This is a genomic window from Persicimonas caeni (genome assembly GCF_006517175.1).
Lineage (GTDB): Bacteria > Myxococcota_A > Bradymonadia > Bradymonadales > Bradymonadaceae > Persicimonas > Persicimonas caeni.
Genome location: NZ_CP041186.1, coordinates 6,989,815 through 7,010,270, shown reverse-complemented (window position 1 = coordinate 7,010,270; position 20,456 = coordinate 6,989,815). Strand labels below are relative to the sequence as shown.

The 20,456-nt window shown below is 64.4% G+C and carries 16 protein-coding genes and 1 tRNA gene; 5 read left to right on the top strand and 12 right to left on the bottom strand.

Annotated elements, in window-relative coordinates:
* Window positions 1–154: 154 nt before the first annotated feature.
* The gene (locus FIV42_RS26075) at window positions 155–3,958 is read right to left on the bottom strand and encodes a zinc-dependent metalloprotease (RefSeq protein WP_141200528.1); all 3,804 of its coding nucleotides are present in this window, start codon (window positions 3,956–3,958) and stop codon (window positions 155–157) included.
* A gap of 383 nt (window positions 3,959–4,341) precedes the next feature.
* Between FIV42_RS26075 and FIV42_RS26070 the strand changes: the two genes are divergently transcribed.
* Together FIV42_RS26070 and FIV42_RS26065 are read left to right on the top strand one after the other, a co-directional pair.
* Window positions 4,342–5,253, top strand: coding sequence for a ribose-phosphate pyrophosphokinase (locus FIV42_RS26070; protein ID WP_141200527.1), 912 nt, complete (start codon window positions 4,342–4,344; stop codon window positions 5,251–5,253).
* A gap of 95 nt (window positions 5,254–5,348) precedes the next feature.
* Complete coding sequence (locus FIV42_RS26065; RefSeq protein ID WP_141200526.1) at window positions 5,349–6,050, top strand: pirin family protein; 702 nt, start codon at window positions 5,349–5,351, stop codon at window positions 6,048–6,050.
* Between the two features lie 88 nt (window positions 6,051–6,138).
* Here FIV42_RS26065 and FIV42_RS26060 read toward each other — a convergent pair whose 3' ends face one another.
* Both FIV42_RS26060 and FIV42_RS26055 read right to left on the bottom strand, forming a co-directional pair.
* On the bottom strand, window positions 6,139–6,987 hold the full coding sequence (locus FIV42_RS26060; protein ID WP_141200525.1) for an archaemetzincin: 849 nt from the start codon (window positions 6,985–6,987) through the stop codon (window positions 6,139–6,141).
* A gap of 118 nt (window positions 6,988–7,105) precedes the next feature.
* Window positions 7,106–7,981 (bottom strand): NAD(P)-dependent oxidoreductase, encoded by an 876-nt coding sequence (locus FIV42_RS26055; protein WP_141200524.1) that lies wholly within the window; start codon window positions 7,979–7,981, stop codon window positions 7,106–7,108.
* Between the two features lie 262 nt (window positions 7,982–8,243).
* On the opposite strand from FIV42_RS26055, the gene FIV42_RS26050 reads away from it, so the two are divergent.
* Window positions 8,244–9,221, top strand: a complete 978-nt coding sequence (locus tag FIV42_RS26050) for a COX15/CtaA family protein (protein ID WP_141200523.1) — start codon at window positions 8,244–8,246, stop codon at window positions 9,219–9,221.
* On the opposite strand, the gene FIV42_RS26045 is transcribed toward FIV42_RS26050, so the two are convergent.
* The 3 genes from FIV42_RS26045 to FIV42_RS26035 all read right to left on the bottom strand — a co-directional run bounded on the left by FIV42_RS26045 (window position 9,185) and on the right by FIV42_RS26035 (window position 12,451).
* Window positions 9,185–10,630, bottom strand: a complete 1,446-nt coding sequence (locus tag FIV42_RS26045) for a hypothetical protein (protein WP_141200522.1) — start codon at window positions 10,628–10,630, stop codon at window positions 9,185–9,187. The two genes, FIV42_RS26050 and FIV42_RS26045, sit on opposite strands and share 37 nt — an antisense overlap.
* Before the next feature lie 597 nt (window positions 10,631–11,227).
* Window positions 11,228–11,884: a LysE family translocator gene (locus tag FIV42_RS26040; protein ID WP_141200521.1), complete on the bottom strand. Its 657-nt coding sequence runs from the start codon at window positions 11,882–11,884 to the stop codon at window positions 11,228–11,230.
* A 36-nt stretch (window positions 11,885–11,920) separates the two neighbouring features.
* Window positions 11,921–12,451 (bottom strand): YceI family protein, encoded by a 531-nt coding sequence (locus FIV42_RS26035; protein ID WP_168210960.1) that lies wholly within the window; start codon window positions 12,449–12,451, stop codon window positions 11,921–11,923.
* 496 nt (window positions 12,452–12,947) lie between these two features.
* On the opposite strand from FIV42_RS26035, the gene FIV42_RS26030 reads away from it, so the two are divergent.
* A complete protein-coding gene (locus FIV42_RS26030) occupies window positions 12,948–13,775 on the top strand; it encodes an enoyl-CoA hydratase/isomerase family protein (RefSeq protein WP_141200519.1) in 828 nt (275 codons plus the stop codon).
* 9 nt (window positions 13,776–13,784) lie between these two features.
* Window positions 13,785–15,002: a DUF445 domain-containing protein gene (locus FIV42_RS26025; RefSeq protein ID WP_141200518.1), complete on the top strand. Its 1,218-nt coding sequence runs from the start codon at window positions 13,785–13,787 to the stop codon at window positions 15,000–15,002.
* Between the two features lie 102 nt (window positions 15,003–15,104).
* Here FIV42_RS26025 and FIV42_RS26020 read toward each other — a convergent pair.
* From FIV42_RS26020 to dnaJ, 6 genes are all read right to left on the bottom strand, one after another.
* Window positions 15,105–15,177, bottom strand: a tRNA-Asn gene (locus FIV42_RS26020).
* Window positions 15,178–15,300: 123 nt separating this feature from the next.
* Window positions 15,301–16,122 (bottom strand): class I SAM-dependent methyltransferase, encoded by an 822-nt coding sequence (locus FIV42_RS26015; protein WP_141200517.1) that lies wholly within the window; start codon window positions 16,120–16,122, stop codon window positions 15,301–15,303.
* Window positions 16,122–17,117 carry a thiamine-phosphate kinase gene (gene thiL, locus FIV42_RS26010; protein ID WP_141200516.1) on the bottom strand — a complete coding sequence of 332 codons (996 nt, stop codon included), beginning with the start codon at window positions 17,115–17,117 and terminating at the stop codon, window positions 16,122–16,124. Before thiL ends, FIV42_RS26015 begins: the two co-directional genes overlap by 1 nt.
* Before the next feature lie 50 nt (window positions 17,118–17,167).
* Window positions 17,168–18,004 carry a hypothetical protein gene (locus FIV42_RS26005; protein ID WP_141200515.1) on the bottom strand — a complete coding sequence of 279 codons (837 nt, stop codon included), beginning with the start codon at window positions 18,002–18,004 and terminating at the stop codon, window positions 17,168–17,170.
* A gap of 36 nt (window positions 18,005–18,040) precedes the next feature.
* Window positions 18,041–19,324, bottom strand: coding sequence for a penicillin-binding protein activator (locus FIV42_RS26000; RefSeq protein WP_141200514.1), 1,284 nt, complete (start codon window positions 19,322–19,324; stop codon window positions 18,041–18,043).
* Between the two features lie 19 nt (window positions 19,325–19,343).
* Window positions 19,344–20,456 carry a molecular chaperone DnaJ gene (dnaJ, locus tag FIV42_RS25995; protein ID WP_141200513.1) on the bottom strand — a complete coding sequence of 371 codons (1,113 nt, stop codon included), beginning with the start codon at window positions 20,454–20,456 and terminating at the stop codon, window positions 19,344–19,346.

The window sequence follows — 20,456 nt, the reverse complement described above, 5'->3', positions numbered from 1 at the left end:
CCATCGGGAATCGGGACTATGCCACAGGTTCGAAGACGTGTGAAGTGATTTTTTCAAGATTCGAGCATTTGAGTTTCGGGGTCCCGGCAAGGCGCACCACGAGCCCCACCGAAACCCCAAACCCCCTACACTCCTAAACTCCTAAACCCCGCGCCTAAAACCTCTCCTGCCCGAGGACTTCCACCGCGCCGATCACGCGGTTCATCTCCTCGATGAGGTTGTTGAGGCGGTACTCGGCGTTGTCGTCGCCCGCGTCCATGTCGGCCAAGTGGCCCTGGCCTTCACGGATGAGCTTGCCGGCGAGGCTCAGGTCCTCGTCGGCGGCGCCCTCTTCGGCGATCGCGCCGTAGGTGATGCCGGTGTGCGGGTCGGTGAACGTGATGACCTCGAAGCCGCTTCCTGCGGGTGCCTCGAGTTGCTCGCCGTTGCCAAGCTTGAAGATGCGCGCCTGGTCGACGAAGTGCTGCGAGTAGCTCGAGTTGAAGAAGGCCACGCCGTACAGCAGCGAGTAGATGCGCTGGGCCCAGGCGGTGCGCACCTGCACCGGGCTCTCGGCGCTGGTGGCGCCCGTGGAGTTGAGCACCTCGCCGGTGAGCGGGTCGAGGGCGCCGCCGCCCTGCAGGCCCAGCAGCGCGGCCGGGCGGAAGCGCAGGCCGTCGGCCTTGCTGTAGAGCGGCGCGAAGCCCGTGGTGTCGCCGCGGATCAGACCGTTGAAGTACTCGGTGAGGTTACCTTCGAAAACCAGGTAGTACGGCAGCAGGTAGGTGCCCATGTCGCCCTGCACGTCGACGCCGAGCGCGGTGGCGCGCGACTGGGTCATCGCCTGCATGGCGAAGATCGTATCCCAGTAGTGCCCGCTCTCGGTGGTGCGGCTGTAGTAGTAGTAGCCGCTGCCGTAGTCGTAGCGCGAGTACAGGGTACGGCCGTTTCCGGGGCGCACGCACATGTCGACGTCGCCGCCCTCCTGGCAGTTCGGGTCGCGGTCGATCTGGATGTACTCGTCGGCCGCCTCGTCGAACTCGTAGCCGCCGTAAGCGGGCATCGACAGGACCTCGGCGAGCAGGTTAAAGCCCGAGTAAGCGCCAAACAGGAAGTAGTTACTCAGGATGGGGTCGCTGCCGTAGTACTGGTTGAAGAACCAGCGCTGGTAGACCTGTGGCATCTTGTTGAAGCTGCGCGCGGCCGACGCGGCGCCCGACAGCGAGTTGAAGGTCAAGCGATCGCGGCGGAAGTGAGTGAACGGGTAGTACGCCTTGTAGTTCTGGATGGCCGAACGGGTGACCTCGAAGGGGTCGGCGCCCAGGTCCCAGCGGTCGCAGCTGATGGTCGCGCCGACCCATTCGTCGGAGCAGAACATGTACTGGACCTCGACGGGGCGGCTCGAGTCGCCCGCCTCTTGCTGCTGGCGAAGCTCGCTGTAGCGCACCAAGCTGCGGTCGGTCAGGTTGTCCGGGCCCCCCAGAAGCTCGAGCACCGTGGTGTAGTGGAAGTCCTCCAGCGGGTGCTGGCTCGACGCATAGCGGTCATCGTACGAGTGGAACAGCCCCGAGGGGTCGACGTTTTGGTCGTACTGCGGCAGGTACACGCTGCTCGGCAGGTTGTTGAAGACCTCGACGAAGCCCTCTTCGACCGGAATCGAGCCGGCGTGCGACGACGGCAGGTCGTCGTAGGTGCCGAAGGTGTAGGCGAACAAAATGGCGGCTTCGTCGTACTTGCCGATGCCGTTCCAGTCGCCGTTGAACCGCGAGTGGTAGTCCATGATCGAGCTGTACATCTTCGTGCCGATGTCGCCGTTGGCCTGCAGGGCCGTGGTGGCGCTGACTTCGTACATATCTGACAGCGTGGTGGGCAGCTGGAAGTTCTCTTTGCGCATCTCCCAGTACTCGTCGAAGAAGTTCACCGAGTCGTACGAGCCCTGGAAGTTGTGGCGCAGGCCGATGGTGTGGCCGACCTCGTGGGCCATGACGCCCCGGTAAATCTCGTTGCGGATCTCGTCCAAGATATTCTCGTAGTCGGTGCGGCCCTCGTAGCGCAGCGCGGTGCCGATGACGGCCGGGTCGACGAACTCCTCGAGGTAGATGTTGTGCTTCGCGGCGTGGTCGATCTTGGAGACCTTGTCCTCGTGGATCTTGTGCAGCTCGACCGGGTTCTGCTTGGCCAGGATGTCCTGGATGTCGGCGTCGCTCAGATCGGCGGGGCTGACGTCGTCGCCGGCCACGGCGCGCACGTACTCGTCGTCGATGAGCCACTGGTCGAGGCCGGCGTCCTTCATCTTCTGGATGCGACGCTGGGTGTAGGTCGGATCGACCTTCATGTGGTCCATGCCGTGCTCGTGGACATCGGCGAAGATGTTGCGCACGCGCTCGTCGAGGAGCCGCTCGTGGACCTGCTCGACGGGAAGGTCGGCCAAGCCTCGGTCGACCAGACCGGCGTGCGAGGCGCGCGGGTCGATGCCGCGGTCGATCTGGCTCATGACGTACTCACGCACGTAGTTGCCTTCGTGCAGGTCATCCAGGTCGAGGTCGCCGTTGACGAAGCGCACGATGTCGAGGCCACGCTGGGCGTAGCGGTCGACACCGGCGCCGTAGACGTAGGCCGTACCGCTGATGATCTCACCGGTCTCCGGGTCGGCGTAGCTCGGGCCGTAACCAAGCGGGCCTGCGGCCTGCGGCTGGTGGACCCAGTCGATGGTGCTCAGGCGAAGGTCGCCGCGGCGAACCTCGAAGGGCACGTAGTTGCCCTTTTTGTCGTAGCGCGCGGCTTCGGGGCGCGGGTCGCACAGGTCGGAGTCGGCCTCTTCGACCACCGGCTCACACAGCACGAACATCTCGCCGTACTGGGCGGTGAAATCTTCGAGGCTCATGCCCTTGGCGGCGGCGGCCGCGCGGCTAAACGCGCGGTCCCAGTCGCCGGCGACGGCTTCGGCGCCGGGGCGCATGCGCTCGGGGTAGTTCGGCGACAGGTAGTAGACGATGGGCTTGGGCTCGCGCTCGGCCATCGGCGTGGGGATGCGCCGGCCCTCTTCGGTGCGCAGGTACTCGCCGTTTTGGTCGCGCTTGTAGTCGTTCTTCCACATGTCGTGGCGGTTCGCCAGGTAGATGATGCCGCTGTCGGTGTAGCCGTAGCCGCGGTCGTAGGTGAGCCGCTCGGTGCGGAAATACCCGAATTTGGTCATCATCTCGTCGTCGTAGAACGCCGGCTGGTAGTCGCGCTCGTACTCGGGCAGGCGCTGGAAGCTGCTGCGAATCTCGACTTGGTTTTCGCCGAACTGGTACTTCGTCAGGAAATCGAAATACGACAACTCATGGTCTTCATCGTCGTCGAGTTGAGCGTGCTCGGTGTAGTAGCTCTCGACCGTGTCTTCGTTTTCTTCGACGTAGAACCCGGCGTTCGAAAAGCTTCCCAACATCGCCGGGAAACTGGTGTCGATGAAGTTCGTCGCCCAGTTGACGCGCATGTACTGGCGCTCGTGCCACGGGCGGTCGCTCATGTTCTCGACAATGACGTTCGTCTGCTCGCCGGTCGACGGGTTGTACTGTCGCTGGATGTCGAAGTGGCTCACGATGGGATACATCGCGATGGGCTGCTCTTTGTAGACGTCCGAGTCACGCCCCTCTTCGACGCCGTCGGCGTACTGAGTCTGCCCGTCTTCGATCTCACCGGCATCCTGGTCGTGCCCGGGGATGCGCTCGTAGGCGCGGTAGGCGATCAGGACGTCCTGTTGGACCTCCCAGCGGATCTTCTCCATCGACGAAGAGATGCCGACAAAAGGACCCGACAGTGTCGGGGGCACGTCCGTGATCGTGTGTCGGATATACCACTCGCCCTCGAAGTCCGACTTTTTCAGAGCATTGGGTTGGGTGCGGTCGATATCGCCCACATCCTGGGCGCAGCCTGCAAAGGCGCCCGCCACGAGCACCAGCAGCAGTCCAAAGGCAGATAAACGCGACAATTTCATCTCAGTCCTCACGAAATAGGCTCACATCGCAGCCGGGGGGGGCGTGCGTTAAATTCTCGTCATGTTTCGAACACAGGCTCTTTTCATGCAGCGTTCGTGCCACGCGAACATTTACACCAAAAACCAAAACCTTTCCATGCACTTAACAAACAAAACGACTCGATAACGCGCAAAAAACGCTGTGTTAATAAACGAACGATGCCGACGGGCGAGCCGAAACGAGCACCCATTGGAGGACCGGGCGCTGTGACTACGTTGGTAGACAACGACACGAGTAAATGAAGTAACCGACCGGTCACCGACGCCACGCGGCGCAATCGTCGCGCGGGCGCTCCGGTGCGATGCCGGGCGTTTTGAATCGTCACTTTTTGGTGAGATGCATTATGGAGCCGATCTTCTTCGCACTTCCCGACAGCCAAGCCTTCGCCGAGCGGTTCGCGCAGATGCTCGACGTGCGTGTCGGAAAGGCGCGCGTGCGTCGTTTTCCCGACGGAGAGTCGTGGGTGCGCATCCTCGAGGATTGCAAGGGGCGAGAGGCGGTGATCGTGGCCAACTTGAGCCGGCCCGACCTGAAGATGTCACAGCTGATGTTCATGGCCGAGACGCTGCGCGATCTTGGCGCCTCGCGCGTGGGCTTGGTCGCGCCGTATCTGGCCTACATGCGCCAGGACGAGCGTTTCGAGCCCGGCGAAGGCGTCACTTCCCACTACTTTGCCGAGTTTGTGGCGCGCTACTTCGACTGGCTGGTCACGCTCGACCCGCACCTGCACCGCCACGGCACGCTCACCGAGCTGTATCGCATCCCCACATTCGCCGCGCATTCGGCGCCCTTCGTGGCGCGATGGCTCGATGATTTGCACATCGACCCGGTGCTCATCGGCCCCGACGCCGAGAGCGAGCAGTGGGTCGGCGCCGTCGCCTCCATGGTGGGTTGCCCGCACGTCATCTTCGAGAAGACGCGCCACGGCGATCGCGACGTCGAGCTCGAGGAGACCGACCTGAGCGCCTTTGACGGCAAGTACCCGGTGATCCTCGACGACATCATCTCGACGGGCACCACGATGGCCGAGACGATCGAGCGCGTGACCCGCTTTGGCCTGCCGCGCCCTCTTTGCGTGGGCATCCACGGCGTGTTCGCCGACGACGCCCACGCCAAGCTCATCGAGGGCGGCGCCGAGCGCGTGCTCACCTGCAACTCGATTCCGCACCCGACCAACGCCATCGACATCACCCCGGCGCTGGCCGAGCAGATCGGCGCGGCGCTTCGGCACATGTCGGCTGACGCTGCCGAGTAGCACTCTGCCTCCTCGCGCCCAACTTCAGAGTGAGCGGAAGGCACGCCCTGCCGCTCACTCATCCGAACCACCCTACTCCGCGCGAGGAGGTTACCATGTTTAGACTCCGCAGCGGCGAAGACCGCGGCCGCACCTATCGGCCGTGGCTCGACAGCCGGCACACGTTCTCCTTCGGCGACTACGAAGACCCCACCGGCCACGGCTTTCGCTGCCTGAGGGCCGTCAACGACGTCCGCATCTCGCCGGGCGCCGGCATCGATAACCACAGCCACCAAAATATGGAGAGTGTGTCGTATGTGCTCTCGGGAACCCTCGCCCACGAGGACAACCGGGGCCACAGCGCCACCCTCGAGCCGGGAGCCGTCGCGCGCATGAGCGCCGGCAGCGGCGTCGAGCACAGCGAATTCAACCCGTCGGAGGACGAGTACACGCGGTTTTTGCAGATCTGGATTGCTCCGAACACGAAGAATGTCGAGCCGGAGTTCGAGGAGAAGCATTTCGAGCCGTCTGAGCAACGCGGCGGCCTGCAACTGCTGGTCTCACCGGGCGGTGAGGACGGACCGCTGCACATCCACCAGGACGTGCATATCTACCGCGGCCGCTTCGGCGAAGGTGAGGACGCCTACTGGGCGATCCCGGAGGGGCGCTACGCCTTTGTGCACGTGGTCAGCGGCGACGTGCGCGTCAACGACACCCCGCTGTCGGAGGGCGACGGCGTCGCGCTCGACGACGACGAGCGCGAGGTCGAGATCATCGCCCAGTCCGACAGCGAAATCCTACTATTCGACCTGCCCTGACCGACACACACGGGTCTCGGGCCAGCCCCGAGCCCCCCAAACCCCTCAATCCTAAACCCCCAAACCCCTCAATCCCTAAACCCCGAACTCAATTTGAAACCCGCTGGATGCGCTCGCGCACGAAGTCGGCGGGTTCTCGATAGCCCATGCTCCGATAGAACTCGTCGAGGTGGTAGTAGCGCTCGAGCGGGTCGATGTCCGAGCTCCAGTGAATCTTTCGCAGACACACCGGGCACAGATGAATCGGGCGACGGTCGGCCTCTTCGAGATGGTTCGACCCGTTGAGCCCGCACTCGAAGAAGGTGCAGTGGGTCATCCCGTACATGTGGCCGATCTCGTGGGCCATGACCTTGATGCTTCGCCGAAGTGTTAGCCTCGGGTCGCCCTCGGCGGTATAGCGCGCGAAACTGTAGACCCCCACCCGATTGCGCAGGCTGGCTTGGCCGAACACGAAATTCCAGTTCGGGTCCGGATACAGGTCGATCATCGACATGCCCAACAGGCAAAACGCGTCGTCGGGCAGCCGCCTGGCGAGCAGCCGTAAGATGTCGGTCGTCAAGAGCTGACGCTGGCCCTCGTGCGGGTTGATCCGCTCGGTGACCGCGACCTCTTCGAGCGAGATCGACGGCAAGATGGCCACGTCGCGCAAGAAGAACGAGCGCGCGTAGCGCTCCAGCGCCTTCAGCGACGGGCAGCGCCCCTCACACCATTGGCCAAAAGGCTGCAGGTAGATGACGTCGCGCCGTGGATTAGGCCGATTGGGCTTTGACTTGATGAAATCGTGAAGCGTCTGGCCCCCTTCTTCGTGCTGGGCCAACCACTCCCCGGGGTTCGGCTGGCGTTTGCCGCGGAACCCGTCCGAATGAAATAGTCCTCGTACGTCGGCCGGAATCGCCAGCGGCGATCCCAGGGCCGGATGAAACTCGCTCGACTCCATCTGCTACCTCCCTCCCCGTTGTTGGACCCATGGAGTTGGGCCTTGCCGCGCAGTGCTCCCCAGCACCGCGCGAGGTGCAGTCCGTCGAGCCCCCTGAATCGTGTTAACTGCGCCGCGCCTAGGCTTCGCGCATCGCCTGAATGATGGCCGACATATCCTCATCCCCGTGGCCGTCGTCCAGGGCTTGCTCGAAGTACTCGGCGATCGTCGCCATGATTCGGGGCTCGAAACCGTGTTTGTGGGCGGCTTTTTGGATAAGCCGCGCGTCCTTGAGCGCCAGCCGAAGCGGGAAGCTTGGCGGGAACTCGTTTTGGAGCATCATCTGACCCTTGACGTGGGCATAACCCGCATCGAGGGCTCCCCCAGAGATGGCCTCCAAGAATAGCTCGGGACGCACGCCCAAGGCCCGGGCGCTGGCGAAGGTCTCCGCCAAAACACCCAGAAGACCCAGCACCCAGTCGTTGATGACCAGCTTGAGCCGGGTGGCGTGGCAAGGCTTGTCCATCTTCATCGTCCGCCGGCCGACCGCATCGAAGATGGGGTCGCAGCGGTCGACAATGCGTGATGAGCCTGCCGCAAGCACGATCAACTGCCCTTTCTCGGCCGGTCCCTTGGTGCCCAGCACCGGCGCGTCCACCAAATGGACGCCCTGGCCCTTGGCCCGCGTGTCGAATTCCTCGACCTCGTCGATCCCGACCGTACTCATTTGAATCCATACGCTATCGCGCCCCATCCCCTCCAATGCACCGCGCTCGGTGAGCATCACCTCGCGCACCGCGTGACCATCGGCGAGCGTCGTCAGCACAAACTCGGTGCCATCGACGGCCTCGGCGGCCGTCGACGCCACGCGGGCGCCGTTCTGCTCGAGGGGATGGGCTTTGTCGATGGTCCGATTCCAGACGGTCACCTTATGGCCGGCGTCGAGCAGGTTTTTGCATACGCCCGTGCCGATGATTCCTGTTCCCAGAAGAGCAACATCCTTTCCGTTCGCCATGGTCTACCGTCCTCTGTGCGCTCGTTCAGTGCATCGTAGTGTAAAAGCTATCCCCGCGGCCGATTTGCTCAACCCTTGCTAAAACCCTGCTAAAGTTGCCGTCGAACTAATCGGCCGCTTCCGCGTGTTTTCTCTGCGTCGTTTCGCCCCCGGGCGCCCGTTTGCCTCTTGAGGTCGGCGAACCGATCGCCTAAGAAATTCTTGGCGGCTCGACCCGCCCTCAGCCCCGTGCCAGTGCCCTGCAACCGACGCGTAGTGACCCATGAGCGCCAACCAGCCCGCCGCAAACAAGACTACTCGCAGCAAGTTCGTCGCCTTTGCGTGGGCGTTCGTCGGCTACCTCATCTTGGTCATCCTCTTTGGCGCCTGGGTGCGCATCACCCATTCGGGCGCCGGCTGCGGCGACCATTGGCCGACGTGTCACGGCGAGGTCATCCCCTTCGAGCCCAGCACCGAGACGATCATCGAGTATACCCACCGGCTGACCAGCGGCTTTTTGGGCATTTTGGGACTCGCGCTCGTCGGCTGGGCCGGGGTGCGCTACGGCACCAAGCACCGGGTGTTCTGGGCCTCGGTCGTCACCTTGCTCTTCATCATCTTCGAGGCGCTCATCGGCGCCGGCATCGTCTTGGCCGAGCTCGTGGCCGACGACGACTCGGTCGCCCGCGCCGTGGTCATCGCCATTCACCTGGTCAACACGCTCACGCTGGCCGGCGCCGCCTCGCTGACCGCCTGGTGGGCCGGCGGCCACAAGCCACCTCGCCTGGCGACGAAGGGCGCGCTCAAGTGGCTGTTGGGCCTCGGGCTCTTGGGCTTAATCGTCACCAGCATGACCGGCGCGGTCACCGCCCTGGGCGACACCCTCTTCCCGGTCGACCCGACCCTGGGCCAAGGGCTCTTCGACCGAGTGCGCGACGACTTGTCCCCGGCCAACCACTTCCTGGTCCGGCTTCGCATTTTCCACCCGGTGATCGCGGTGCTGGTGTCGATCTTCATCGTCGCCGTGACCACGATCATCAGCACCGCCGAGGTCTCCAAGCTGGCCAAACGCGCCGCGGCGTTCCTGCTCATTTCGATTTGTGTACAAGTGGCCGCGGGCATGATCAACATCTACCTGGCTGCCCCGGGCTGGATGCAGCTCATCCACCTTCTGCTCGCCCAGATCGTCTGGATCGCCATGTTGATCACGGCCAACGAGGTCCTTCAGCCGTCGGAGCCGGCCCCCACGCGCACCACGTAAAACGTCTCGGCGTCGCGCTCGACTAACGACTCTCCATACAGCTCGAGGCTCCCTCTGTAGCCGCCCGAGATGACGAGCGAGCCGTCGTCGGGCGAGCCGAGCTGATACCACACGTCCTGCATTTCATTGCCGAATTGACGCGCCCAGCGCACTTGAGCGCCGTCCTCCGAGACCACGCTGGCGACCACGTCGTCGACCCCGCCGCTCTCGAAGGCGCGCCCGGCCCACTCGACCCGCTCCTGAAAGCGCGCCGCGGTCACGATCTGGCCGCGCGCGCCCCGGGTCACAAAGAAGTTGCGGTCGTAGCCCTCCCCGCCGAATCCGCGCGCCCAGCGCACCTGCCCATCGGGCGTCAGCCGGGCGAGCAGCCCATCCAAATAGCCATTGGAGCGCAGTTTGTAGTCGCCCATGTCGATGGCGTCGCTGAACCCGCCGGCGACGATGATGTCGCCCTTGTCTCCCAGGGTCATGCTCGCCGCAAAGTCGTCGCCGGGCCCGCCGAAGGTCTGCACCCAGTCGAGCTCGCCGCCCGGCCTGACCGCCGCGACGAACAGGTCCGCCCCGCCGCGCGAGGTGCGCTCGCCGTCGCCGAAGTCGAGGCCGCCGCGAAACTCGCCGACGGCGAAGATGCGCCCGTCGTCGCCGACCTCGACCCCGGTCACGAAATTCGCCCCCTCGCCGTACCAACGCGTCTCCCAAAGCCGCTCGCCGCCCGACGAGAAGGCGATCAGGTTGCGGTCGACGGTGCTGCGCTCGACGGTCTTCCCCCCGACGAAGTCGCTGTCGCCGCGAAGCTCGGCCACCGCAAGGATATTGCCGTCGGCGTCGTGGGTGGCGTAGCTGCCGCTGATCGCCCCCTGGCCCGCCTCGTGGTGCGCCCACACCACCCGGCCCTGCGGCGATATCTTGGCCAACAGCAGCGCGCGGTCGTCGCCCGCGTCGAGCGTGCGCCCGGCGAGTTCGACCCAGTCGCTGATATGTCCGGTGATGAGGATATGGCCGTCGGGGCCGATGGAGGGATCGCGCGCCAGGTCGGCGCCGGGCCCGCCGGCGGTCACGGCCCACGCGACCTCGCAAGAGGCGTCGAACATCGCCACGAACAGGTCGAAGCCGCCGTTGCTGCGATGCGGCCCGCGCCCAAAGTCGATGGTCCCTTGGAAGCGCCCGGCGACGATGGCGTTGCCGTCGGCGTCGACGATCATCTGGTGCAGCTCGTTGGTGCCTTCTCCGCCCACGGCGCGCATGCACTCGAGCTCGGACCCACGGCTCACCGCGTCGCCCTCGGGCAGCGAGCTGTCGAGCCACTCGCCCTCGACGCCCGCATCCAAGCCGTCGCCCTGCCCGGCGTCTCCCGACGAGCACCCGGTCATGCCTATCAGGCCGACAAGTGTCAGGCCGACAAATATCACGCACACCCGTGCCGCAGTCGCAATCGCCCCCGCACGACGCATAAGCCCCCCTTATGATTCGCTGTGCTTGTCTTGTGTGTCTCGTTGAGCTGGTCTGATCAGAACGTAAGCACTTCTGCAGCAGCCGTCACTATCTAAGAACTACACGAAGACTCTTCGGTTTTCGGTGCGAGTGCTTCTAGCTCTCGCTGACGAGGGCAAGATGCCCCCGCACCGAAACGAGGGCAAGATGCCCCCGCACCGAGCAAATACCGCGAGAGTCTTCCGTGAATTCACCTTCGGCGTCACGCCACTGGCGCGCTCTTGGAGGCCTCCCGAGCCGTTCGGACGCCCAGAGATTTTCCTCGCGCTGCTTCCGAGAGGCCCGGCGCCACAATTTGCAGCCTCGCTCGCCTTCCGAGACGCTCGGTGGCCCAGAGATTGTTGTCGAACTGCTCCCGAGCCGTTCGGACGCCCAGAGATTTTCCTCGCTTCCCGTCCGAACGGCTCGAACGACCAGAGATTCCTGTCGCTCTGCCTTCGACCCGCTCGGTGGCCCAGAGATTTCTGCGGGACGGGCTCGGCGCGGCTCGGAAGGCGTGCGACGCCCCAAAGGGCTCAGCCGAAGTTCACCACCGTCTGGTAACCCAGATAAATCGCGCCGCCCATGACCAGCACACTGACCCACTTTTGAATGCGCCCCAGCAGGTCGATCGAATAGCGCTGCTGGAACTTGTCGAGGATCCAAACCTCGACGGCGGTCCAACTAATGATCCCCGCGCCCACGCCGACCACGAAGAGCACCTGGCCCACCAGATCGGCGGTCAGGCCGAAGAGCGAGAAGAAAAACGCCACGGCCACCGTCCAGTTGAGGATCAGCGTGGGGTTGACGATGCCGACCGAGAAGCCTTTGGCCAGGTGGGACAGCGCCGAGGAGAGGTTCTGGGGCCGATCGCTCGACTCCTGGATATCCTCTTCGGTGACCGGCGAGAAGAAAAAGTAGAGCCCCACGCCCATGAGCACGGCCGTAGACAGGCCCCGAATGAGCGTGCCGGCGAGGTTGACGTGTTGGAGAAGTAGCCCGACGCCGGTGACCGCCAGCGCCGAGTAGACGATCTCGGCGAGCGCGCCGCCCACGCCGGCGGCGAACGCGAATTTGCGCTGCTTTTTAAAGGCGCGGTTGATCACCATCAGGGCCACGGGCCCGGTGGGCGGGATGGAGCCGATAAAACCCATGCCGAACCCGCTCAGGGCGATCAGCAGCGTCTCATTCATACGCAGGCTATCCCTTCCGAAAGACGATGTACGGGCCTACTCCGACGGCACGAACGGCACGCGAACGACCACGTCGACCCGAGGCTTGAGCTTGAGCGCGCCCAGAAGCGCCTTGTACGGCGCGATGTCGAAATCACGCTGGTCGAAGCCGACCTCGGCGACGGTCTGGTCGCCGTCGACCCGGCCGTCGAGCCCTAGATTGCGCTCGACGCCGTGCAACGAGAGCACCCCGTCGACGCGCACGCGCCCGTCGGTGCGCTGCACCTCGGTCGACTTGAAGTTAATCACCGGGAAACGCTTCGTCTCCAGCACGTCCTTCTGGATATTGCGCTCGATCTTCTTTTTGTCCTTGGCCGACAACTTGCCCGGCCGCGGCTGGCGATCCTCGACGGCGTGACGCACGCGCAGCGAGTCGGCGGCAAACTCGGCGTCGACTGCCCCGTCGCCGCCCACCTCGATGCGAAAGTCGGTCACCTCGATCTCCAGGTCGTGCCCCACCGCCGAGGCGAGGCCCTCGCGGTAGACGTAGACGAGACATTCGGCGTTGGATGGGTCGTAGGTCGGCATCTGCATTCCTCCGTGAGTTGGGATGATGTGCTGGTCTTTGATCTACACGCACAAGGGCGTTCTGTAACCCTCTGATTCGTTTTGGGGGGGTGGCTTGCGTCGAGGTGGCCTTGCTGGGGTGTGGCTTGGGTAGAGGTGGCCTTGCTGGGGCGTGGCGCCATCTACGTGGGGCGCGCTGAACTACGCGCGTTAAGGACATAGGGGCTGCGAATTGTAACGCCCTGGTTGTTGTGGATGACGAAACGTCGGCTTCGACAACCCGAAACATCTCACCACGGCTGCCCTCATGTCCTTAACGCCCGCAGTTCAGGGCGCCCTATGTAGCGGGCGCCACAACCCTGCAGGGCCTCCGCCAATGCAAACCACAACCCTGCAACGCCTCCGCCAATGCAAGTCCGTCTCGAGCACCACAAACACACCTCGCAACGTGCATTGACGCCCGCAGGCGTGTACAGTCCGTCGCGTCCAACAACGCCATCAAGCAGCGAGCAAAGAGATGTCTGAAGATTTGATCGTCAGTTCGACCCAAAACCACGTGCGCACCCTGCGCATGAACCTACCGCGCAAGCTCAACGGATGGACCATGGCGATGATGGAGGCGCTCTTCGAGGCCCTGGACGCCGCCGAGGCCGACGAGGACGTCGAGGCGGTCATTTTGACCGGCACCGACCCCTACTACAGCGCCGGGGTCAACCTCTCGTCGACCATCCAGCTCGACCATCCGCGTCGGCTCCACGAGATGATCGTGAAGCACAACCAGGAGTTGTTCGACAACTTCATCGACTTCGACAAGCCGATCCTGGTGGCCGTCAACGGCCCGGCCATCGGCGCCACGGTCACCTCGGCGACCCTGTGCGACGCGATCATCGCCTCCGAGAAGGCGACCTTCTCGACCCCGTTCGCTCGCCTGGGCGTCACCCCCGAGGGCTGCTCGAGCGTGCACTTGCCGCGGCTCATCGGCGAAGAGAACGCCCAGCGCATGCTCGGCCCCGAGGGCTGGCAGCCCGACGCCGAGGAGGCCCTCGAAATCGGGCTCGTCGACGAAGTCACCGCCCACGACGAGCTGCTCGACCGCGCCCAAGCCATCGCCGAGGAGTGGATCGAAGCGGACAAACCCCGCGAGTTCGGCGCAGGCTCGACCCGCGAGGAGCTCAAAGAGATCAACGCCCGCGAGTCCCGACAACTCGCCGACGCCTTCCTCGACACCCCGTTTCTGATGGGTCAGTACCGCTTTTTGTGGAGCCGCGAGAAATACGGCCCGGCGCTCGTCTTCCTGGCCCTGAGCCTGACGCGCCCGCTGTGGTCCAAACTCCTCGATGATTGAGATTGCCTTATGTTCGAGCTCGCCATCAGCGATATCTGGCGCTACCTGAGCATCCCCGTGACCAGCGCGGTCGTCGGGTGGGGCACCAACGTGCTCGCCCTCAAGATGACCTTCTACCCGCTGAACTTCGTGGGCGTGCGCCCCTTTCTGGGCTGGCAGGGCATCATCCCGGCCAAGGCCGAGTCGATGGCCCGACGCACCGTCGACCTGATGACCACGCGGCTGGTGGGCGTCCAGGAGGTCGTCGACCGCCTCGACGCCGACCGGGTGGTCGAAGAACTCTCCCCGGGCGTCGAGAAGATGCTCAGCCAGGTCATCGACGAGACGATGCAGGCGCGCTACCCCGAGATCTGGAAGCTCATCCCCGAGCCCGCCCGCCAGGAGATCTACGCGCGGGCGGCCGCCGACGCCGACGAGGTCATCCGCGAGTCGCTCACCGACCTGCGCCTCGAAATCGACGACGTGCTCGACCTCGAGGAGATGGCCGTCTCGGCGCTGTTGGCCGACCGCGCCTTCCTCAACCAGATCTTTTTGGAGTGCGGCAGCGAAGAGTTCAAATTCATCGAGCGCTCGGGGCTCTACTTCGGGTTTTTGTTCGGCCTGATCTTGATGGTCGCCTGGTATTTCTACGACGCCAACTGGCTGATGCCGGTCGCAGGCTTCTTCATCGGGTATCTGACCAACTTCGCCGCCCTCAAAATGATCTTCGAGCCCGCCTCGCCCAAGAAAGTCCTCGGGCTGACCTGGCAGGGCTCGTTCTTGAAGCGCCAAGAAGAAGTCAGCGAGGCCTACGCCCGGCTGATCACCGAGAATATCGTGACCACCGAGAACATCATGAAGGCGATGTTCGAGGGCCCTGGAAGCGCGAGGCTGCTCGAGATCATCGACCGCCACGTCCAAGATGCCGCCGCGCGCCACGACGCCACCGCCGGCCCGGTCACCACGCTTCTGCTGGGCAGCGACGGCCTCGAGGCCCTCAAAGAACGTGTCGCCCGCGGTGTGGTCAAGGCCGTCCCCAGCGGCCCACTCTACGACGTCGAGCCGTACGCCAACGAGGCCCTCGACCTCGAAGACACGCTGCGCACACGCCTGCAAGCGCTGCCGCCCGACCAATTTACCGGCCTGTTGCGCCCGATCTTCCAGGAGGACGAGTGGAAGTTGTTGCTCGTGGGTGCGGTGCTCGGCCTTTTGGTGGGTCTCTTCCAGACGTTCGTGGTGTTTGGCTGAGTTGGGAGGCGTGACCAGACCAGGAAGGTCTGCCTCCAAAAATCCGGGGAGCAAGAACGACGAAAGGGCGAGATTCGTGGGAGAATCTCGCCCTTTCGGAAGCTCCGGCACCTGGACTCGAACCAGGGACAAGGCGATTAACAGTCGCCTGCTCTACCAACTGAGCTATGCCGGAATATGTGCCGTCTTCGTCGACGGGAGAGGCGTTTTGCCATAGGAAAACGACCCTGTCAACACATCTATTTCAGATTTTTCCGTCTACTCGTCTGAGTCGCCCAGAATGCGGGTCAGAGGGCATTCACAGGGCCGTTCCAACGACCACGCCCGCCTCGATCGACGTCTCGAAGCGCTTTCCGTGCCAGTAGGTGTCGATCGCGTCGGAGATGTAGCGCAAAATGGGCTCGCGGTCCGACGAGCGGATGAGGCCGAGCCAGTGCGGAAAGAAGGTCTCGCGCACCAGCGGGGAGTGCAAAAAGTCGCGCCCGCCGTCGAAGCCGAGCTTCCAGCTAAGCTTCTCGACGCTGACGTTGGTCAGCTCGCTCTCGTTGGCGATGTGGCCGAGCAAGCCGGGGCTCAACAGTGAGCGCCCCATGCGCTCGATACGCGGCAGGACCTCGGCCATTCCGTGGGAGCGAAGGGCCTCGTCGAGCAGGTCGTAGAATTCGGGGAAGCTCGTTCCCAGCGGCGCGGCGACGACGACTTTGCCGCCGTTGCTGGTCACTCGCGCCAACTCGGCGATGCCCTCTTTGGCCTGGCGACCCGTCTGCAGACCGGCCATGCACACGCCCGCCTGGAAGACGTCGTCGGCATACGACAGGTTGTTGACGCGCTGGGCGACGAAATAGATGCGGTCCTCGGCGTCACCGCCCTCGGCGCGCTTGCGCGCCAGGTCGAGCATCGAGCCGTGCGAGTCGAGCGCGATGACGCGTGTGTCGTCCTCGAGCATCTCGACCAGTTGCAGCGGCACGTATCCGCAGCGAGCCTCGGCGACGAGCACCGTCGCCCCCTCGGGGGTCGGAAGAAGGTCGCGGCAGGCTTCAAAGAGCGGCTCGCTCCAAAGCTTTTCGACGACGGCCTTGTGCGCGACGGCCTGCTCGAAATTGTCGCTCGAGTCGTTCATCAGTCCGCAAAGTGTTGGTAGCCGATGGTTTCGATGTCCAGGGGTTGGCCGTCGGGGCCGAGCACGCGCAGACCTTCGTCGGATCCGCGCACCTCGCCGATGTCGAAGACGTCCCAATCCTCGCGCCGGGCGACCTCCCACAGCTTGGGCATGCGCGCCGGGGGCACGCAGAAGCAAAGCTGAAGGTCTTCGCCTCCTTGAAGCATGTAGCCGAGCACGTCGGCGTCGGTGGCCTCGCAAAACGCCACCAATTCGTCGTGGCGCGGCAGGTGATGCGTCTCGATGGACGCGCCGACCTTGCTGCGCTCGAGGATATGCCCCAGGTCCTGGGCCAATCCGTCGGTCACGTCGATGAGCGCCGAGGGGATACCATAGAGGCCCAGCAGCGCGCCCTGGCGCACGAGCGGCGTCGGCCGCCGGTGCGCAGCGACGAGCGCCGGGTAATCGTCCGGGTCGAGGCCGGCTTCGAGCACCTCGACGCCTGCCTGCGCGAGCCCCGTCGGGCCGAGGATGACGATGCGGTCGCCCGGCACGGCGCCGCTTCGCATCAGCGGGCCGGCAGGAGACGCCTCGCCCAGCAGCGTGGTCGTGATGACCACCGGACCCCGCGTGGCGGTGACGTCACCACCTGCAGCCGACACCTCGAACCCCGCAGGCCCGAGCTCGACGCAGGCTTGTTTGAGCCCTTCGAGCAAGCCCTCGACAAACGCCTCGTCTTCGTCCTTGGGAAGCGTCAGATTCAAGAAGAAGGCGCCCGGGCCGCCGCCCATCGCGGCGACGTCGCTCAACGAGACCGCCAGCGCCTTGAAGCCGATATCCTGAGGCGAGCTCCAGTCACGACGAAAATGCACCCCTTCGACCATCGTATCGGTCGTCACCAGGTCGAAGCGACCCGGATCGAGCACGGCGCAATCATCGCCGATCCCGAGCGTCACCCCTTCAGGTTGCCCAAAGATCTTGGAGATGCGCTCGATTAAGTCGAATTCTCGGTACATCAGCCTCGTGGCCGGGTTCTTTGCTGCGTCAACCCGTGCACAAACGTCCGTCAGAAATTAGGTATACCACTTGCGCAGTTATCCCAGAAAAACATCAAGAACAAAAGGAAAATCCCGCCCCAGAAGACCAGCGTGCCGATGAGCATGCGGTTTCGAAAGCGGCTGACATCCTCTTGAAACGAGTCGGCGCTCGCCCGCGCCTGGACCTGGGCGACGATGATCTTCGACTGCAGACTCTCGGCCAGATCGCGCAAGTGCCCGACGGCCTCATCGTCGTCGGGATGGTCGACCAGATAGAAGCGGAGTTTGCGGATGCCCAGGTCGAGCAGGCCCTCGTCGCGCACAAAGTCGACGAATTTCTGCAGGCTCTGTGAGCCGGGGTCTTCTGCGAAGGACTCCCACAAGAGTTCGGCCTGCTCTTTTTCGCTCTCCTTACCCTGCGGCGCGCGCTCCCAAGGGGCCTCGCCGGGGGCATGGCGCTCGGCTTCGTCGCGGTTCAACCCGCAACGGGTGCAGTTGTCGGCGTGGGGCGAGAGCAACTGAGCACATTTGCGGCAACGCGGGCCCACACCCGGCTCGGGGATGAGCGCCTTGAGGGCGTCCTCGCGCAGCCACATGCGGACTTGGTCGTTGCTCTCGAAGCTACCCGCCCTGGCCTCGGCCGGCTCTTTGTCCGGCGCATCGAGCTCTGCAGTCTGGGGTGTTTTGGCCTTCGATGCGTCGGGAGCCTCGGCGTCGCGCCCCGCACCGGCGTTCGTGGTCGTCTCGCCGACGTCCAGCACATTCTCGTGCTCGCAGTTCTCACACACCAGCACCACGCCGCCTGCGCCCGGGCGAACCTCGGCGGCGGGGCCAACATGCGAGCAGTTGTCACAGCGAATCTCCACAGCGTCTTCTCGTCTCTGAAAACAGAAAGCTGGTGATTACCGAAACGGGGTCACTGTACCATCCACGTCGAACTGATACAGCTTCACCGGCCGAACGGGCGCCCCCTGCTGTCCGAAGCCGAGATCACCGCTCACGCCACTAAACTCTGGCTTGCGGGGCAGTTGGTTGGCCAAGAAGAGGCGCAATTCGGCGGTCGACGGCTTGTTCGCGGCCGCCTGATGGCGCTTCTGGGCCTTCTGGAGCAGTTTGGCGACCATCCAGGCGCTGTCGAAGACCTCGGCGTCGAGGTCGACGGGGCGCCGACCGGTCTTGCCCTCGAACATCGTGGCGAAGTCCTCGGAGCGGCCGCCGTCGGCATCACCCACGAATAGATCCGTGTAGATGGCGCCGGCGGCGTGCGCGCCGGTCAGCTTCATCGACGAGCCCTGCCAGCCGGCGAGGCCGAGCATCTGCACCGCAGTCCCCTTGCCGCCCTCCCCTGTTTGGAGGCCGGCTTGCGGCAAGAAGGGCAGAAGCCGCGAGATGCGCCCGTGGAAGTCGGGGATAAAGAGCAGGTCGAAGTCGACCGACGCCTTGCGACGAATCTTGGCGTACCCGTCGCCGTCGGCGCGCCGCTTTCCGTAGCGCGCGCGCTTGCCCAGGTGCACCCGTTTTCCGACGAGCTCGTCGAGCGGTTTTCGAAAATCGGTGGTCTTCTCCGGATAGCTCGCGACCGCGCTCACCTCGCCGCCCAGGGCGGCAAAGCGCGTCGCAAAGGCGACCGCCGCCTCGCGCCCGTAATTCGACTCGGGAAAGAGGATGCCGACGCGCTTCTGGTCTGAAAGGTGAGTTCGCACCGCGTCGGCGAGCTGGCGGGCCTGCTCGGCCGGGGTGAGCCGCAGCCGGTAGACCCAGTTGCCTGCGCGATTGACGGCGTCGGAGCTCGCATAGGAGAAGAGCGGGATGCCCTCGCGCTGGGCGATTTGAGCAGCCGCGCGCGACTCGCGTCGGCCGATGGGGCCCAAAACCGCGAGGATCTCGTCGTCCTTGGCGAGTTCGCGCACCGCCTCGATGGCGCCCACGGGCGTGCCCTCGGTGTCCTTCGACACGAGGCGCACACCGAGGTCACGCGCGGCGAGCTCGATGGACTCGAGCACCTGCTTTCCCACCGGGGCATACTCCCCGGAGAGAGGCAACGCGACACCAATCGCGAAACGTTTTTTGCTAGATTTTGCCGCGCTGGAAGGATCCGCAGAAGCGTCTTGGGCGTGCGCCACAGGGGCTGCCAGCAAACAGAGCACGGTGAGAATCCCCACCCAAATGATTGCACCTGTTCGCATGGCAGCTTGTCTGGGCGTCCTATCCAAAGAGCTCCTTCATGCGGTCGAAGAAGCCCTTTCGCTCCGGGTGCACATCCTCGCCGCCCTCTTCGGCAAACTCGGTGAGCAACTCCTTTTGGCGATCGGTCAACTTGACCGGCGTCTCGACGACGACCTTGACGAGTTGGTCACCCTGACTGCGGCCACCGACGGACGGGAAGCCCTTGCCGGACAGCCGGAAGGTCTTGCCCGTCTGCGTGCCCGCAGGCACCGTCATGTTGACCTTGCCGTCGAGCGTGGGGACCTCGATCTTGCCGCCGAGCGCCGCTTGCGTGAAGCTGATGGGCACCGTGCAGATGACGTTGTTGCCCTCGCGCTCGAAGAGCGGGTGGTCCTCCAGGCGAATGACGATGTAGAGGTCGCCGGGCGGGCCACCGTCGGCGCCCGGGCCACCGCGGCCGGTCCACCGGAGCTTCTGGCCGGTGTCGACGCCCGGAGGCACTTCGACCTCGAGCGTCTCGGTCGTCTGGCGAATGCCCTTGCCGCCACAGTCCTGGCACGGCTCGGGGATGACCTCGCCGGTGCCGTCGCAGCGCGGACACGAGCGCATCATCGAGAAGAAGCCGTTTTGCACGCGCACCGCACCGCGGCCGCCGCAATTCGAGCAGGTCTCGACGCTCGTTCCCGGCTTGGCGCCGGTCGCATCGCACGTCTCGCAATCTTCGAAGGCGGGGATTTCGACCTCACGGCTCACACCTTCGGCGGCCTCTTTGTAGGTGACCTCGAACTCCATTTTGAAGTCCGCGCCACGCTGGCCTCGTCGGCCGCGGCCGCCGCCGGCGGCGCCGCCGAACATGCTGCTGAAGATGTCGAACACGTCGCCGAAGCCCTGGCCGCCAAATCCTTGGCCGCCAAAGCCCTGGCCACCGCCAAAGCCTTTGGTCGTGCCAAAGCGGTCGTAGGTCTGGCGCTTCTCCGGATCACTCAAGATCTCGAAGGCCTCGTTGACCTCCTTGAAGCGCTCCTCGGAGTCGGGGTCGTCGGGGTTTTTGTCCGGATGGTGCTTGATAGCCAGACGGCGGTACGCCGCCTTGATCTCGGAGAGTTCTGCATCTCGCGAGACGCCGAGCACCTCGTAGGGATTTATAGACAT

Bases quoted from the DNA above. Each gene is read 5' to 3' on its own strand.
- FIV42_RS26055 (WP_141200524.1), bottom strand. From the start codon at position 7,981: ATGGCGAACGGAAAGGATGTTGCTCTTCTGGGAACAGGAATCATCGGC.
- FIV42_RS26030 (WP_141200519.1), top strand. From the start codon at position 12,948: ATGTCTGAAGATTTGATCGTCAGTTCGACCCAAAACCACGTGCGCACC.
- FIV42_RS26015 (WP_141200517.1), bottom strand. From the start codon at position 16,122: ATGAACGACTCGAGCGACAATTTCGAGCAGGCCGTCGCGCACAAGGCC.
- FIV42_RS26050 (WP_141200523.1), top strand. From the start codon at position 8,244: ATGAGCGCCAACCAGCCCGCCGCAAACAAGACTACTCGCAGCAAGTTC.
- FIV42_RS26075 (WP_141200528.1), bottom strand. From the start codon at position 3,958: ATGAAATTGTCGCGTTTATCTGCCTTTGGACTGCTGCTGGTGCTCGTG.
- FIV42_RS26040 (WP_141200521.1), bottom strand. From the start codon at position 11,884: ATGAATGAGACGCTGCTGATCGCCCTGAGCGGGTTCGGCATGGGTTTT.
- dnaJ (WP_141200513.1), bottom strand. From the start codon at position 20,456: ATGTCTATAAATCCCTACGAGGTGCTCGGCGTCTCGCGAGATGCAGAA.
- FIV42_RS26070 (WP_141200527.1), top strand. From the start codon at position 4,342: ATGGAGCCGATCTTCTTCGCACTTCCCGACAGCCAAGCCTTCGCCGAG.
- FIV42_RS26060 (WP_141200525.1), bottom strand. From the start codon at position 6,987: ATGGAGTCGAGCGAGTTTCATCCGGCCCTGGGATCGCCGCTGGCGATT.
- FIV42_RS26025 (WP_141200518.1), top strand. From the start codon at position 13,785: ATGTTCGAGCTCGCCATCAGCGATATCTGGCGCTACCTGAGCATCCCC.
- FIV42_RS26000 (WP_141200514.1), bottom strand. From the start codon at position 19,324: ATGCGAACAGGTGCAATCATTTGGGTGGGGATTCTCACCGTGCTCTGT.
- thiL (WP_141200516.1), bottom strand. From the start codon at position 17,117: ATGTACCGAGAATTCGACTTAATCGAGCGCATCTCCAAGATCTTTGGG.
- FIV42_RS26035 (WP_168210960.1), bottom strand. From the start codon at position 12,451: ATGCCGACCTACGACCCATCCAACGCCGAATGTCTCGTCTACGTCTAC.
- FIV42_RS26065 (WP_141200526.1), top strand. From the start codon at position 5,349: ATGTTTAGACTCCGCAGCGGCGAAGACCGCGGCCGCACCTATCGGCCG.